This window comes from Agarivorans sp. 1_MG-2023, from assembly GCF_030548385.1.
Classification (GTDB): Bacteria; Pseudomonadota; Gammaproteobacteria; order Enterobacterales; family Celerinatantimonadaceae; genus Agarivorans.
The window spans coordinates 1-15,681 of sequence record NZ_JAUOSJ010000022.1; the positions used below are offsets into that span (position 1 = coordinate 1).

Sequence of the window (15,681 nt, forward strand, 5' to 3'; positions counted from 1 at the left end):
GTGGCTGTCAACCGCTTTTTAATATTAATTAAGAAGAAGTTTTTGAGCCGTTAATAAAGCCTCAGGCCTTACCAACCTTGACATCGTTTCAACGTGCTTTGCAGCGCCGCTTGCCGTGTCAGTGGAGTCGCATTATAGGGAACCGCGATTTTGGTGCAAGCGTTTTTTGAAGAAAATCACAGAAATCGAGTTAAGTGTTCAGATAGCAAACAGATTGTGCTTTTTTTTAGCTTGATTCGCATGTTCTCAGCTCAATAACTATAGTTTAGTTTTGGCGTTTCGCTATGGCACATGAGTAGCTTCCTCTATATAGAAGCAATAATCTTGTAATTCTTGGTTTACTTCACTGATGTATTGGATACCATAGCCGCCCTTTTTCCTTTGGAGTCTCTTGCTGATGTCATTTTCTATCGGCCAACGCTGGATCAGTGATTCAGAATCTGAGTTAGGTTTAGGAACCGTAGTTGCTATGGAAGGCAGAATGGTGACCTTACTGTTCCCTGCCAGTGGTGAAAACCGCTTTTATGCTATGGCCGAAGCACCGGTTACCCGTGTGGTATTTAATGTAGGCGATGATATTACCAGTACCGAAGAATGGTCGATGACTATTACCGAGGTAGAACAAGCAGACGAATTGATTATTTACCATGGCGTACGCCATGACACTGAAGAAACGGTTCAGCTTCGCGAGATGTTTTTGAGTCACTTCCTTAAGTTTAATAAACCACAGGATCGTTTGTTTGCCGGCCAAGTAGACCGCTTCGATAGTTTCGTGGTCCGTTACCAAACCTTGCTTAAACGTTTTGAACAACAGCAATCAGACCTTAAAGGTTTAATGGGCGGTAAAGTCAGTTTAATTCCTCACCAACTCTATATAGCCAGTGAAGTTGGACGCCGTATCTCTCCTCGCGTATTACTGTCTGATGAAGTGGGATTGGGTAAAACCATTGAAGCTGGCCTCATTATCCACCAGCAACTGATTGCAGGTTTGGCTAAGCGAGTACTCATTGTGGTTCCTGACGCGTTACAGTTTCAATGGTTAATTGAAATGCTGCGCCGCTTTAACATGCACTTTAGTTTGTTTGACGAAGACCGCTGCATTGAAGCGTATGCCGAAGCAGATAACCCCTTTGAAACTGAACAGCTGGTTTTATGCAGCTTAAACTTTCTGCGCGGTAGCAAAAAACGCTTCGAGCAAGTAGTTGAAGCTGATTGGGATTTGATGATTGTAGACGAAGCTCATCATCTACAATGGGACGAAGAAACACCAAGCCGCGAATACCAAATTATTGAAGCCTTAGCTAAGAAAGTAGCGGGTGTATTGTTACTAACGGCTACGCCTGACCAGCTTGGTCATCAGAGTCACTTCGCACGCTTGCGTTTGCTGGATCCCGACCGTTTTTACGATTACCAAGCCTTTATGGATGAAGAGCAGCAGTATCAACCGGTAGCAGATGCCGCGCAATCGCTATTAAATAGCGCGCCGTTAACTCCTGAGCAAGCGAATAAGCTAACCGAACTACTCACAGAAAACGACATCCAGCCGCTACTCAGCATTATTAATGATGCTGCATCTAGTTATGAGCAACAGCAACAAGCCCGCGACGAATTGTTGCAGCATTTGTTAGATCGCCACGGTACTGGCCGTGTTTTATTTAGAAACACTCGCAGCGCGATGGAAGGTTTCCCGCTACGCCAATTGGCGAGCTACCCTTTGGGTTTACCTAGTCAGTATCAAACCGCTTTAAAAGTGCATCAAATGATGCAAGGTAGTAACCCTAGCTCGGCTAACCAGCTGATGTACCCAGAAGAGCTTTATCAGCAATTTGAAGGTGAAGCTGAAGGAGAAGCGAGTTGGAGCAAATTTGATCCAAGAATTGAATGGTTAACTGGCTTCTTACTGGCGCACAAACAAAAGAAAGTACTTCTAATTTGTGCCAAAGCAGCCACAGCGCTGGCTATTGAAGATGCAGTGCGTACTCGTGAGGGAATTCGCGGCACGGTATTTCACGAAGACATGTCTCTACTTGAGCGCGATAAAGCCGCAGCTTACTTTGCTCAAGATGAAGCTGGCGCACAGCTCATGGTATGTTCAGAGATTGGCTCGGAAGGTCGTAACTTTCAGTTTGCCCACCATATTGTGTTATTCGACTTACCCACTAATCCCGACTTGCTTGAACAACGGATTGGTCGCCTAGATCGCATTGGTCAGCAGAACGATATTCAGATCCATGTACCTTATTTACAAGGCACACCTCAGCAAACCTTATTACGCTGGTATCACGAAGGTTTAAACGCTTTCGAACAAACTTGCCCTGCCGGGTCGGTTATTTACACTGAGTTTGGTGAAAGCTTAATGGGTTTGTTGGCACAAAATGAGCCAGACGAAGCTGAATTGAATCAGCTGATTAGTGAAACCGCAAAACGCTATCATGCAGTAAAACAAAAACTGGATGCTGGCCGTGATCGATTATTAGAAATTCATTCTAGTGGCGGTAATAAAGCGGCTGAGTTGATTGAAAAAATTCAAGCGGCAGAACAAGATCCTCATTTTGTTACCTTTAGCTTGCGTCTCTTTGACACGATTGGGATCAATCAAGATGACAAAGGCGAAAATGCTCTAGTACTGCACGCTAGCGAACAAATGATAGTTCCTACACTTAATGGCTTACCGGAAGACGGTTGTACCATTACTTACGATAGAGACACTGCGTTAAGCCGAGATGAAATTCAGCTGATGTCTTGGGAGCACCCTTTATTACAAAGTTGTATCGATACCATTTTGGGCGCCGATTTAGGTACCACCTCGGTAGCGCTACTTAAAAACCGCGCGCTACCCGTAGGTAGTTTATTTGTAGAAGGGATCTTTGTAATAGAAACCAGTGCCCCCGCTGAATACCAAATTGAACGCTACCTACCCGCAACGCCGGTACGCATTCTGCTTGATAAAAACGGTGGAAACTTATCTAACAATGTGAGCTTTGAGCAATTTAACCAACAGCTTTCGGCGGTTAATCGCCATTTAGCGGCCAAATTGATTAGCGCCTCTCAAGCACAAATTCACCCTTTGTTAGCGCAAGCCAATGAACTTGCTCAACAGCAACTCTCAGAAGTGGTTGATAACGCAAGCCAAAGCATGCAACAAAGCTTAAATGCAGAGCTGGAACGTTTAGAGGCATTAAGTGCGGTTAATCCAAGCATTCGCCAAGATGAGTTGAATACCTTACGCGAACTGCGTGATAACGCAGGCAATTACCTGCAAAAAGCCCAAGTAAAACTGGACGCTTTGCGAGTAATTCTGGTGTCACACAACTAGTTAGTCGATTTTCTATTTTATTTAGTCCAAGGCCTTAGCTTACACTAAGGCCTTATTTTTTAGAGCTGTAGCTATGCCCGATTTTGTTTATCGTCCGCCAATGTCTCCCTATTTTAGTGTTGTTTACAAAGACAACGCTGTGATTGTATTTAATAAGGCGAGTGGTTTGTTATCGGTACCCGGTCGCCTTGAGAAAGACAGTTTATGGCATCGCGCACAGCGGGTGTGGCCAGATGCAAAAGTGGTACATCGCTTAGACATGGCAACCTCTGGCTTAATTGTGATGGCACTAGGCAAACCCGCGCAAAGCCACTTAAGCCGACAGTTTCAACAGCGACGAACCACCAAAACCTATTACGCAGAAATATTTGGTCACCCAGAACACAGTAGTGGCGAAGTTAACCTACCCTTACGCTGTGACTGGCCAAATCGTCCCAAACAAATTGTCGATTATGAGCAGGGCAAAGAGGCGCTCACTCATTGGCAAGTCATTGAGCAGCGAGAGCAAAGTAGTCTGGTTGAGCTTAAGCCGATTACTGGCCGTACCCATCAGTTAAGAGTTCATATGCAGCAAATTAATTGCCCCATTATTGGTGATGCCTTTTATGCTAATCAGCAAGCTAAAGACTTGAGTGAGCGCTTACATTTACATGCCGCCAAGCTTGGCTTTTTCCACCCTGATACAGAGCAATTTATGGAATTTGAATGCGCGCCACCGTTTTAGTTAAAGCTTACGCCTAGTGTGTCCGATACATAAGTATTAACTTGGCCAAGGAATCGTTTATCGTGCAAATTGTTAAGCTTTGCGTGCTCACCAGCTTATTGGCGATAAATGGGGCATGGGCTCAAGTTCAATCTCAAGATTTTTCACACTGGCAAGTCAATGGCGAGCTTAAGCCGCTTGACGTAGAGCAACAACAGTTTGTTAGCCTATGGCTAGAAGAAGAAACACCTCAAAAACGCGGCACAGTAATTCTGCTACCCGATTGGGGTGTATCACCTAGCGCGCCCAACAGTGTTGATTCGCTCCGCCAAGCGCTACCAAAACTCGGCTGGGAAACGGGTGCTGTTCTACCCCCTGCTCCTATGCAAGGTTTAATGCAGCAAATAGAAGCTGAAGACACCGAACAACAACAGCAATACAAAAAAAATCTGCAAGCTGTAATAGAGGCAGCCAAACAAAATCAACAAGAACAATTTGGTTTTCAGGTGATTATTGCCCAGGGGGTAATGGGCGCATGGTTGGTCGAGTTATTGTCTCAGCAACAACTGACTCCGCCAGATGGTTTAGTGCTAATCAGTGCCTACTACCCAAACCAACAACTCAACAAAAAGCTGGCAGAACAAACCGCCAAGCTGCCTATCCCAGTATTAGATATTTACGCAGAGCAATATAACCAATGGCAACAACATGCTCGGGAACTAAGGCTAACCGCCAGTAATAAAAATCAAAAACTAAACTACCGACAAACACACCTGCCTGCCACCGCCGACAACGAGCCGAATAGTGCGAAGTTAAACAAAACCGTTTACGGATGGTTTAGCTCTTTAGGCTGGTACTAGCCGCAAGTAGTCGCAGCCAGCGCTTATTGGTAAGCTTAAGCACAAACAACCTACGTTGATGCTTAAACATGAAAATTGTATTTTTAGACCGCCTTACTCTTGCCAACAACATTAAACTTAGCCGTCCACAATTCCCCCATCAATGGTATGAATACCCAAGCAGCACCTCGCAACAAGTATTAGAGCGGGCCAATGATGCCGACATCATTATCGTGAATAAAGTGCAATTAAACAGGCAGTTGTTAGAGCAATTACCACAGCTCAAAATGATTGCAGTAGCCGCCACCGGCACCAACAACGTAGACCTACACGCCGCTAAGGAACTAAACATTGTGGTTTCAAATGTTAGGGATTACGCATCGCAAAGCATTGCCGAACACAGCCTAGCGTTAATGTTTAATCTAAGACGCAACCTATTGGCTTATCATCAGGCAATTCAACACGGGCGCTGGCAGGAATCTCAACAGTTCTGCTTTTTTGACTATCCGATAGATAACTTAGCGGGTCAAACGCTACTGGTAATAGGCGCAGGAAACCTTGGCCAAGCCACAGCAGAGTTAGCCAGTAATATTGGCATGAAGGTGATCTTTGCAGAGCACAAAAACAAACAGCCTAGGCCGGGAAGAGTGGACTTTAACCAGGCACTTTCTTGTGCCGATGTGATCAGTATTCACTGCCCCTTAACTCCGCAAACTCAAGATTTGATCGATGAACCAGAGTTTTTGTTAATGAAGAAAAATGCATTGCTAATTAATACCGCACGCGGCGGCATTGTGAATGAGCAGGCCTTATTACAGGCCCTTCAAAATAAACAAATAGCAGGTGCCGCTAGCGATGTATCGGAATCTGAGCCCCCTAAGGCCGATAGCCCTTTGTTACAAGCAATGCACTTAAACAATTTTATAATGAGCCCACATATAGGCTGGGCCAGTCAACAAAACATGCAAATGTTGGCCGACCAAGTCATTGGCAATATAGATGCCTTTGCCGCTGGCCAAACCCGTCATCAAGTATTTCCAGATTAAGCCGCTTTTCGTTGCTGCTTAACCAGTTCGTAAGCTTGCTGAATATCTTGAGTTCGCTGCTTAGCAAGCTCCATCATCTCGGGCGGTAAACCTTTGGCTACCAGTTTATCGGGGTGATGCTGAGTCATCAGTTTACGATAGGCTCGCTTAAGTTGTTGGTCACTATCCTCGGCACTTACACCCAGTATTTGATAAGCCTCTTCTAGCTGTTTAGCAGAGCTTTGTGTGCTATGACGTTGACCGCCGCCATGACGATGAAATTTAAGCTCGGCTTCCCAGCGCGATATCATTGCCTGCAACTCTTGCTCTGAGAAACCCAGTGCGAGCGCAACCCGTTTCAACAAAGCATGTTCACTGTCGTCAATCACGCCATCGGCAAATACACCCTGTAATTGAATTTCCATAAACATTTGCAATAAATCTCGGCGGCCGTTTACTGCAGCAACAAAACGAGACACTTGCTCTTCTAACGGGAAATCAGAATCTTTCCCTTGGCGAAATGCTTCTTGCGCTTGGCGACGAGCTTCACCTTGCAAGCGCATTTGATCCATTAAAAAGTTAGCCACCTGAATTTCTTGCTGAGTAACTACACCTTTGGATTTGGCAATATGCCCAAGGACCGCAAAAGTGGAGAATAGAAACTCTTGCTGAGCAGCTTGGCTATTAGCAGCAGAAAAAACAAAGTTTCCGCCCACTGCTTTATCAAAACGATGGCCAAGCCATAAGCCAAGTAAGGCTCCAAAAACATTGCCAAATAGGAAGCCAAAAAATACCCCTAATACCTTTCCCCAAACACGCATAGTTAATCTCTGTTATTGGTTAAATGTTTATCTAGTTCTTTCAGTCGCTGCGGAGTACCCACATCAACCCAATGTCCGTGTTGTAAGTGACCACTTACACGCTGCTTTTTCATTGCTTTGCGTAACATAGGAGCGAGCGCTTGCTTACCCTCTGTTGCACCTTCAAAAAAACACTGCTGATAAATAGCCACACCACTAAAGGTGAACTCTGGTGTATCTAGCACTTTGCCATTGTTAAGGCTGAAATCTCCAGTCAAATTGTGCGCTGGGTTCGCTACCAAATACAAATAAGCATCAGCATCAAGTACTGTATTTTGGCAAAGTGTTCGATAGTCCCAATCGTTCCATACATCACCGTTGATCACCAAAAATTGTTTACTGGCGATTAAGGGGAGTGCATTAACAATTCCGCCGGCGGTTTCTAATGCAGCGACTTCGTGGCTATACAAAATCTCTATTCCCCAGCGCTGACCATCTCCGACACTTGCTTCTATTTGCTCTCCCAAATACGCGGTGTTGATAACAATTTTGCTTATCCCTGCCCTCACCAATTTATCAATGTGCCATTCAATTAAGGATTTACCTGCGACTTTTAGCAATGGCTTTGGGCAGTTATCGGTAAGTGGGCGCATTCGCTCGCCCCGCCCCGCCGCCAAAATCATCGCGGTTTTGATCTGACTCATTGTTTAAACCCTTCCGATATAGGCTTTAGCCACTGATTAAACTTAGCTAACTCAGGATAGCGAGCACTCACTTGCATAACGTAATTAAGGGTTTGTGGAATAGCTGCTCGGTAAGCTGTTTTACCGTCACGGTGATCTAAACGACAGAAAATACCAATCGCTTTGAGGTGTCTTTGTAAACCGGTTAAATCAAACCATCGTTGCCATTGTTCTACACTAACATCTTGCTTAAAATTGGCTTTAATTGTCTGGTAGAGCTCTAGATTTAAGCCATCAACTAATGGCTCTGGCCATGCAATGTAACAATCCCTTAGCAGTGAAACCACATCGTAGCTAACAGGCCCCCACACCATATCTTGAAAATCTATCATCACCATTTGTTGCTTATGCAGCATCAGGTTACGACTATGAAAATCACGATGCATCGGCACATAGGGCTGCTCTAAAATCGCCAGGCTGACAGAATCACATAACTCATCCCAAGCAGCTCTGTCTTGCCAACCTTCTGCTAAGCACAATTCTTTTCCGGCAAACCACTCAGCAAATATATCTAACTCTCGTTGGATAAACGCCCGGTCAAATGTGTCTAATTCCGGCAAATCAGAGCGTTTAACTGTTTGTAAGTGAACGATTAAATCAAGTGCTTGTCTATAAAGTTGCTGAGCAGAGTCTTGATTAAGCTGATCTTCTAACATGCTAGAACCAAGATCCTCTATACAGAGAAAGCCGTCATCGAAGTTTGCCGCTAGCACCTTAGCTGCGGCAATGCCTTGATCACATAGCGCCTTAGCCAACGCGACAAACTGTTGGTTTTTTTCTGTGCTGGGCGGGGCATCTACAGCAATCGCTGTTTCACCCGTTTTTAAGGTGAAGCGAAAATAACGTCGAAAGCTGGCGTCACCACTTATCATCGTTAACTGAGGAGGTACAATGTGTAAGGTTTTTGACAGCCATTGCTGTAAAGCAGATTCGCGCACTAAATTACCTATAATTTCTTATACTAATAGCAGCCTTTAAATAGCCGCTCACCAATAAATCCAGTATTATAAGCGGCTAACTTTAACCACAGAATTCACTAAGCACAACGTTGAAGTCTCGCGCTTGGAATTTGTTTATATCAGGGAATGGTTCATATTTATATGTTCGTAACTAAACGGTGCCTGCAAACTTCGCTAGGATTAGCGGCGTTGCTTTCTAGCCTCAGTGCTCATGCAGAAACACCGTTGTCCATGCCACAATGCCGAGCTCATATTCCAGAGCGCATTAAATCCGGTCCCGTAGACCCTCTCGCACCATACACTATTGCGGCAGATGAACTGCATGCTAAACAGGGCGATAAAGCCAGTTTTACCGGCAATGTTGAGTTTGCTCAGGGGCCTCGTGTACTGAAAGCCGAAAATACTGTGCTTGATGAGCAAGCACAAACCCTTAAAGCAACCGGCGAGATTGAATTTCAAGATAATCTAGTGAGTGTAAAAAGCGATACCTTTGATGCAAGTTTGAAAGATCACAAAGCCACACTTAACTCAGCTGAATATCAGCTCTTCGAGCAACAAGGCCGGGGCGAAGCGCATAACCTTACCATCAATGGCGAACAGAACCTTTCACTAGAGGAAGCCAGCTACACTGCTTGCCCACCCGATGATAGGAGTTGGGAAATCCGCGCAGAAAAAATTGATATCGATTCAAAAGAACAATGGGCTACCACTAAAAATGCCACCGTAAGGCTATTTGATGTGCCGGTTATGTATTTGCCTTATTTCTCTTATCCGATTGGCGACCAACGTCATAGTGGTTTTTTGTTTCCAACCATCTCTACCTCAACTAAAAATGGTATAGATATCGCCACGCCCTATTACTGGAATATTGCCCCCAACTTAGATGCAACCATTACTCCGCGTTTAATGACACGCCGAGGCTTGCAATTACAAACTGAGTTTAGATACTTAAAAGGGCAAAATAACGGCACCATCAACGCAGAATATCTAGCCAATGATGATGTTATTAATGAAGACCGTTATCTGATTCATTGGGACCATCAAGGCCAATATAAACGCCACTGGCGTTTTAACACAGATTACACTCAAATCAGTGACGATAACTATTTCAATGACTTAGGCGACAAACTCGGCAAAGTGAATGAAAACCAACTATTGCAAACTGGTGATGTGGGTTACCACACCAAAAACTGGTACACCCAATTGTTAGTTCAAGACTTTCAGGTACTAGGCAACACCGAACAACCACACACCTTATTGCCACAACTTACATTCGCGGGTGATTGGGATCTTGACTGGCAAACCCTACAATTTGGTTTTGATACCGAAATCAGTAATTTCACTCATAGTGATAACACTGTTTACACCGCTCAACGTGTTCATTTAGAACCGAGCTTAAGTTTACCTTATGCGGTACCTGCAGGTTTTTTCCAAGCAGACCTCGCTTTAATGCATACCTACTACAACCAAGATAAAGGCAATAGTTCTGAGTACGATTACTTGGCTACGAATGTAAGCCGTACCTTGCCTAAGGTGAGTGTTCAGGGTGGCTTAAACTTTGATAGAAAAACTCGCTGGTATGGCGACAACTATACCCAAACACTCGAGCCAGTGATTAAATATTTATATATCCCATATACCAATCAAGATGATATAGGCATATACGATACTGATAACCTGCAACAAGATTATTACGGCCTGTTTCGCGATCAACGCTACAGCGGCTTAGATCGCATTGCTGATGCTAACCAAATTACTTTAGGTGTACATTCACGATTTTTGTCGCCAAGTAACCAAGAAACCTTACGCTTAAGTCTGGGGCAAATTATTTATATCGAGCCCAGCCGCACCACTCTGATACCGGGAAGCGAGCCCACTAACAATTCAAGTTCGGCACTCGCGTTCGAAGCCGATGCTAACATTCAACAAGATTGGTACGGGCATACTGGAATACAAATCGATACCTTAGAAGGCCGCATTAACAAAGCCAACGCGGCGGTAGAGTGGCGCCCAGAAATCCAAAAACTGATACAGCTTAATTACCGTTATTCACAAGCTAGTGAAACCATGGTGAGCGATGTAAACCAAATTGGTAGCAAAGTAGCTTGGCCCGTTACAGATAGCATTTCTGCTGTAGGTAGCTATTACCGCGATATGATCTTAGATAGAAGCATCGAAAGCTATCTTGGCGTTCAATACAACTCTTGTTGTTGGGGGATTCGCTTAACTTACCAACGTGGCCTACAAAGCACCTATGTGGATGACTCTTCAGGCGTTGACCGAGTGGGCGAATTTGATACCTCACTACGTCTCGATTTCGAAATTAAAGGGCTTGGCGGTAGTGATACCAGCAGCCGTGAACAAATGTTAGAGGGCGGCAACTTTAAATACGGACAGCCCTTTTACCTCAACAATTAAAACCTTTAGTACAAATATGTTAAAGTAGCCGGCGCTTTGCACGCCGTAATATAGGAACGAAATGAAAAAGTTAATTTTGCTTAGTGTAAGTATGTTAATGCTTAACACTGGGCTGGTTCAGGCTCAAGAACAGTTACTCGACAAAGTCGTAGTGATTGTAAATAACGATGTCATTACAGAAAGTCAGATTGACGAGCTAACCAACAAAGTATTGCGTAATGCTACAGATTCTGGCCAAGAACTTCCTCCAGAGGAAGAGCTACAAGAACAGGTAATGGATCGACTCATCCTTGAAAGCTTACAGCTTCAGCTTGCCGACAGACTTGGCATTAAAATTAGTGATAGCCAATTAGAAAACACCATCGATAACATCATCGCTGGAGAGAAGAAAACTCGTGAGCAATTCTTAGACGATTTAGAAAAACAGAATGTTAGCTATAACCAGTTTCGCGAAGACATTCGAACAGAGATTGTTTTAGGCGAAGTTGGTCGCAGTCAAGTCCAGCGCCGAGTGAATGTTTCTGAACAAGAGATTGACGCCTTAATGAAGCTTATAGAAGAGCAAGATAAAGGCACTGTTCGCTATCATGTGGGGCACATTTTGTTGCGCCTTGGTAGCGATGAAACCAATACTCAACAACTTGCAGAAAGCCTAGTGCAACAGTTAAAAGACGGCGAAAACTTTAATCAGTTGGCAATGACTCACTCGCAAGGTCCAAAAGCCTTAGAGGGCGGAGACTGGGGCTGGATGACCATAGAAGAAATGCCGACCTTGTTTGCAGGTGTAGTAAGAAACCAACATCAAGGTTCAGTACTAGGGCCAATTCGTACTGACTCAGGTTTACATATTTTGATGGTACTAGATGCCGAAGGTTTACAAAAAGTGGAAACGCTGGAAGTAAACGCTCGCCACATTCTAATCAAGCCATCAATTATTCTTAGTGACAACAAAGCGCAAAGCTTGCTCGCTGAATTTCGCCAACAATTATTTCTCGGCGAAGTGACCTTTGAAGAGCTGGCTCGTCAATATTCTGAGGACCCAGGTTCAGCGGTACGCGGTGGCGAGCTTGGTTGGTCGGATCCAAGTGTATTCGTACCGGCATTTAGAGATACAGCTAACCGCTTAGAAGTAGGTGAACTCAGCCAGCCATTCCGCTCAACCTTTGGTTGGCACTTGTTAGAGGTTCTCGATAAACGCACCACTGACACCACCAATAAAGCCAGTCAAAACCGCGCTTATCAAATGATCTTCAATCGTAAATTCAACGAAGAAACTCAAGCTTGGCAAGAAGAACTTCGCGAAGAAGCTTATGTAGAAATTTTGGACGGTGAGGCATGAGCCAGCCAGTAGCAAGAATTGCTATAACGCCAGGCGAGCCCGCAGGCATTGGCCCAGATTTAGTACTTGCGATTAGCCAGCGCGATTGGCCAATGGAATTAGTGGTAGTTGCAGATCCACGCTTACTTAAAGAGCGTGCGGCTAAACTAGGCCTTAATATCACCCTACTTCCTTATCAACCAGAGCAAGCCGCTAAACCACAAGCGGCTGGCACCTTAACCGTTGCTCCAGTAGCGATGAGCACGCCGGCAATAGCTGGTAAGCTAGATGAAGCGAACGGTCACTATGTGTTAAATACGCTTAAATTTGCCAGTGATGGCAATATGAATGGGCAGTTTGCCGCAGTGGTCACTGGCCCGGTACACAAAGGCATTATCAATAAAGCCGGCGTGTCGTTTAGTGGCCATACTGAATTCTTCGCTCAACAATCAGGCACCGCCGATGTCGTGATGATGTTAGCCACCGAAGGGTTACGCGTAGCATTAGCTACCACGCACTTGCCGCTAGCTTATGTAGCTAAAGCAATTACCCATGAGCGCTTGCATAACATTATTACCATTTTGCACCACGATTTAAAAACCAAGTTTGCGATTAAGCAACCAAAGATTTTTGTTTGTGGGCTGAACCCTCATGCAGGGGAAGATGGGCATCTGGGTCGAGAAGAGCTGGACATTATTATCCCCTTGCTCGAGCAGATGCGCGAAGAACATAATATGAATTTAATTGGCCCTTTACCGGCTGATACCTTATTTCAAGACAAATACTTGGCCGAAGCAGACGCTGTATTGGCGATGTATCACGACCAGGGTTTACCGGTGCTAAAATATAAAGGTTTTGGTAAGTCGGTAAACATTACCCTTGGACTGCCCTTTATTAGAACCTCAGTTGACCACGGAACAGCTTTAGAGCTTGCGGGAACTGGTGAAGCCGATCATGGAAGTATGATTACCGCCATTGAACAAGCCATTGACATGGTGGAGCGAGAGCATGAATAAACAAGTTCACCAGGGACACCGTGCCCGTAAACGTTTTGGTCAAAATTTCTTAAACAACGATTCGGTCATTAGCCAAATTGTGGCCACTATTTACCCACAACCAGGTGAAAACTTGGTAGAGATTGGCCCAGGTCTAGGCGCATTGACAGATCCAGTAGCGAGTACTGCTGGCCACCTGCAAGTTGTAGAGCTGGATAGAGATTTGGCTCAGCGTTTGCGTGAGCATCCAACCTTGGCCGACAAACTCACTATCCATGAAATTGACGCGCTTAAATTTGATTTCATGCAATTGTGTAAACCCGAGCAAAAAATGCGGGTTTTTGGCAACTTGCCTTATAACATTTCTACACCACTTATTTTCCATTTATTGAGCTTTACCAGTGCCATTTCTGACATGCATTTTATGCTGCAGAAAGAAGTGGTTAAGCGCATGGCGGCAGAGCCAAATTGCAAAGCCTATGGCCGATTAAGTGTAATGACTCAAGTCCAATGTAAGGTGCTACCAGCCTTAGAAGTACCGCCAGAAGCCTTTATGCCTCCGCCTAAAGTTGACTCTGCAGTGGTCCGTTTAGAGCCTTACGAAAGTACCTTGCACCCGCTCAATTCTTTAAGCACCTTAGATAGAGTGTGTAAAGAAGCCTTTAACCAACGTCGTAAAACCATTCGCAATGCTTTGGGTAATTTACTCACCGTAGAGCACTTAGAAATATTGGGACTTAAGCCAACCCTTCGACCAGAAAATTTAACTATTCAACAGTTTTGTGATATTGCTAATTACATAGATAAAGAACAATTATTGCAGGCTTCCAATAGTGACCAGTAATACTCAAGACTATGATTTAGATATTGAAGTGGAATCGGGTTTTTTACCTGAACATTCAGTACCAGAAAAGCAACAATTTGCCTTTTTCTACACCATCACTATTCGTAATTGTAGCGCTCACGCGCTGCAATTATTGCGTCGTCATTGGGTGATCACTGACGGTGATGGCAAAGTGAACGAAGTGAAAGGTGATGGCGTAGTTGGCAAACAACCCCACCTAAAACCTGAAAAGCCCTTCTCTTATACCAGTAGTGCAGTATTAGCCACCGAAGTGGGCGTAATGCAAGGCAGTTACACCTTGGTAGATGAGGCAGGTAATGAATTTGAGGCCGAGATTCCTCCTTTTCGATTATCCTTACCCAATAAACTGCACTAGCCGAGGCACGCCATGGCCACCTATTTTGTTGGGGACATTCAAGGCTGTTTAGATGAACTAAAAGCACTGTTAAATCAGTGTAAGTTCTCCAAGAAAAAAGACCAGCTTTGGCTAGCCGGAGACTTAGTCGCGCGAGGTCCTAAATCGTTAGAAACCCTGCGTTTTGTAAAAGAGTTAGGCGACGCTGCGCAAATTGTCCTCGGTAATCATGATCTTCATCTATTAGCCGTAGCAAACGGTATCCATCGCGCGAAACGCCGCGACAAACTGCAAGATTTATTAGATGCACCAGATAAAGATGAGTTACTTGATTGGTTACGCCAGCAACCACTGATTGTTAAACATCCTGAGCACGATGTGGTAATGGTGCATGCGGGTATTTACCCAAAATGGAAAGTAAGCAAAGCACTGAAACTTGGTAAAGAAGTCCACAAAGAATTGGCTGGAGACAACTATTTGTCCCTACTGAAAAGTATGTACAGCAATGAGCCAGCACATTGGAGTGATGAGTTAGTCGGTTACGACCGCTTACGCTACATCATCAATGTTTTCACTCGTATGCGATATTGTTTTCCCGATGCTAGTTTAGACTTTGAATGCAAAGTACCACCTAATAAAAACAATAACCCTAACCTAAAGCCGTGGTTCGAATTGCCCGGAAAACACCTTAAACAGACCCATATTGTCTTTGGGCACTGGGCTGCGCTAATGGGTAAAAGTAAGCAAGAATTAGTCTCAGGTTTAGATACAGGCTGTGTATGGGGCAACCATTTATCAATGCTGCGCTGGGAAGACCAGCGCATGTATACTCAAGATTGCTTAACTGGGAATGCCGCCGGCTAAATTACGCTCTCGCTAAGGTAACAAACTCATAGTCATGAGGGTTTTTCTCATCAGCGAGATGTTTTTCTGAGGAAATGTCAGTCCATTGGTGCTGTTGGTAATCAGGAAAATGTGCATCTCCCTCTACATCTTTATCAATAAAGGTAAGGTAAAGCACATCGGCAAACGCTAAACACTGTTGGTATATGTTAGCCCCACCGATCACCATCACTTCAACTTCTTCTTTAACCAGTTCTAAGGCGGCTTCTACGCTACTAACTACCGTAACACCTTCAATGTTTAAATCTGGATTGCGGCTAATCACAATGTTCAAACGGCCAGGTAAAGGGCGCCCAATTGAGTCGTAGGTTAACCGACCCATTATCACCGGTTTTCCCATCGTTACCGCTTTAAAATGTTTCAAATCGGCGGGTAAGTGCCAAGGCATTTGGTTATCTTTACCAATCACACGCTGTTTTGCCATTGCGGCAATCATTGCTACTTTCACTGCTCTACCTTTTTC

At 44.5% G+C, this 15,681-nt stretch carries 14 protein-coding genes; 10 read left to right on the top strand and 4 right to left on the bottom strand.

Annotation, left to right across the window (positions count from 1 at the left end; genetic code table 11):
* The first annotated feature begins 397 nt into the window (after positions 1–397).
* From rapA to Q4592_RS20960, 4 genes are all read left to right on the top strand, one after another.
* On the top strand, positions 398–3,316 hold the full coding sequence (rapA, locus tag Q4592_RS20945) for an RNA polymerase-associated protein RapA (protein ID WP_303516703.1): 2,919 nt from the start codon (positions 398–400) through the stop codon (positions 3,314–3,316).
* 73 nt (positions 3,317–3,389) lie between these two features.
* Positions 3,390–4,040: a pseudouridine synthase gene (locus Q4592_RS20950; protein WP_303516704.1), complete on the top strand. Its 651-nt coding sequence runs from the start codon at positions 3,390–3,392 to the stop codon at positions 4,038–4,040.
* 62 nt (positions 4,041–4,102) lie between these two features.
* A complete protein-coding gene (locus Q4592_RS20955; RefSeq protein WP_303516706.1) occupies positions 4,103–4,879 on the top strand; it encodes a DUF3530 family protein in 777 nt (258 codons plus the stop codon).
* A gap of 68 nt (positions 4,880–4,947) precedes the next feature.
* Positions 4,948–5,904, top strand: a complete 957-nt coding sequence (locus tag Q4592_RS20960) for a D-2-hydroxyacid dehydrogenase (RefSeq protein ID WP_303516708.1) — start codon at positions 4,948–4,950, stop codon at positions 5,902–5,904.
* On the opposite strand, the gene djlA is transcribed toward Q4592_RS20960, so the two are convergent.
* The 3 genes from djlA to Q4592_RS20975 are packed head-to-tail and all read right to left on the bottom strand — an operon-like array spanning position 5,901 to position 8,364.
* Positions 5,901–6,704: a co-chaperone DjlA gene (djlA, locus tag Q4592_RS20965; protein ID WP_303516710.1), complete on the bottom strand. Its 804-nt coding sequence runs from the start codon at positions 6,702–6,704 to the stop codon at positions 5,901–5,903. The genes Q4592_RS20960 and djlA overlap by 4 nt on opposite strands.
* 2 nt (positions 6,705–6,706) lie before the next feature.
* Positions 6,707–7,387, bottom strand: a complete 681-nt coding sequence (murU, locus tag Q4592_RS20970) for an N-acetylmuramate alpha-1-phosphate uridylyltransferase MurU (RefSeq protein WP_303516712.1) — start codon at positions 7,385–7,387, stop codon at positions 6,707–6,709.
* Positions 7,384–8,364: an aminoglycoside phosphotransferase family protein gene (locus tag Q4592_RS20975; RefSeq protein WP_303516713.1), complete on the bottom strand. Its 981-nt coding sequence runs from the start codon at positions 8,362–8,364 to the stop codon at positions 7,384–7,386. Before Q4592_RS20975 ends, murU begins: the two co-directional genes overlap by 4 nt.
* 162 nt (positions 8,365–8,526) lie before the next feature.
* Here Q4592_RS20975 and lptD point away from each other — a divergent pair, with 162 nt between their 5' ends.
* The 6 genes from lptD to Q4592_RS21005 all read left to right on the top strand — a co-directional run bounded on the left by lptD (position 8,527) and on the right by Q4592_RS21005 (position 15,179).
* The gene (lptD, locus tag Q4592_RS20980) at positions 8,527–10,803 is read left to right on the top strand and encodes an LPS assembly protein LptD (protein ID WP_303516714.1); all 2,277 of its coding nucleotides are present in this window, start codon (positions 8,527–8,529) and stop codon (positions 10,801–10,803) included.
* A 61-nt stretch (positions 10,804–10,864) separates the two neighbouring features.
* Positions 10,865–12,142: a peptidylprolyl isomerase SurA gene (gene surA, locus Q4592_RS20985; RefSeq protein WP_303516716.1), complete on the top strand. Its 1,278-nt coding sequence runs from the start codon at positions 10,865–10,867 to the stop codon at positions 12,140–12,142.
* Positions 12,139–13,137, top strand: a complete 999-nt coding sequence (gene pdxA / locus Q4592_RS20990; RefSeq protein ID WP_303516717.1) for a 4-hydroxythreonine-4-phosphate dehydrogenase PdxA — start codon at positions 12,139–12,141, stop codon at positions 13,135–13,137. The genes surA and pdxA overlap by 4 nt, the downstream gene beginning before the upstream one ends.
* Positions 13,130–13,960 (top strand): 16S rRNA (adenine(1518)-N(6)/adenine(1519)-N(6))-dimethyltransferase RsmA, encoded by an 831-nt coding sequence (rsmA, locus tag Q4592_RS20995; RefSeq protein WP_137674306.1) that lies wholly within the window; start codon positions 13,130–13,132, stop codon positions 13,958–13,960. The genes pdxA and rsmA overlap by 8 nt, the downstream gene beginning before the upstream one ends.
* Complete coding sequence (apaG, locus tag Q4592_RS21000; protein ID WP_137674307.1) at positions 13,950–14,336, top strand: Co2+/Mg2+ efflux protein ApaG; 387 nt, start codon at positions 13,950–13,952, stop codon at positions 14,334–14,336. Before rsmA ends, apaG begins: the two co-directional genes overlap by 11 nt.
* Positions 14,337–14,348: 12 nt before the next feature.
* The gene (locus Q4592_RS21005; protein ID WP_303516718.1) at positions 14,349–15,179 is read left to right on the top strand and encodes a symmetrical bis(5'-nucleosyl)-tetraphosphatase; all 831 of its coding nucleotides are present in this window, start codon (positions 14,349–14,351) and stop codon (positions 15,177–15,179) included.
* 1 nt (position 15,180) lies between these two features.
* Here the strand turns inward: Q4592_RS21005 and folA are convergent, their stop codons facing one another.
* On the bottom strand, positions 15,181–15,666 hold the full coding sequence (gene folA, locus Q4592_RS21010) for a type 3 dihydrofolate reductase (RefSeq protein ID WP_303516720.1): 486 nt from the start codon (positions 15,664–15,666) through the stop codon (positions 15,181–15,183).
* Positions 15,667–15,681: the final 15 nt, after the last annotated feature.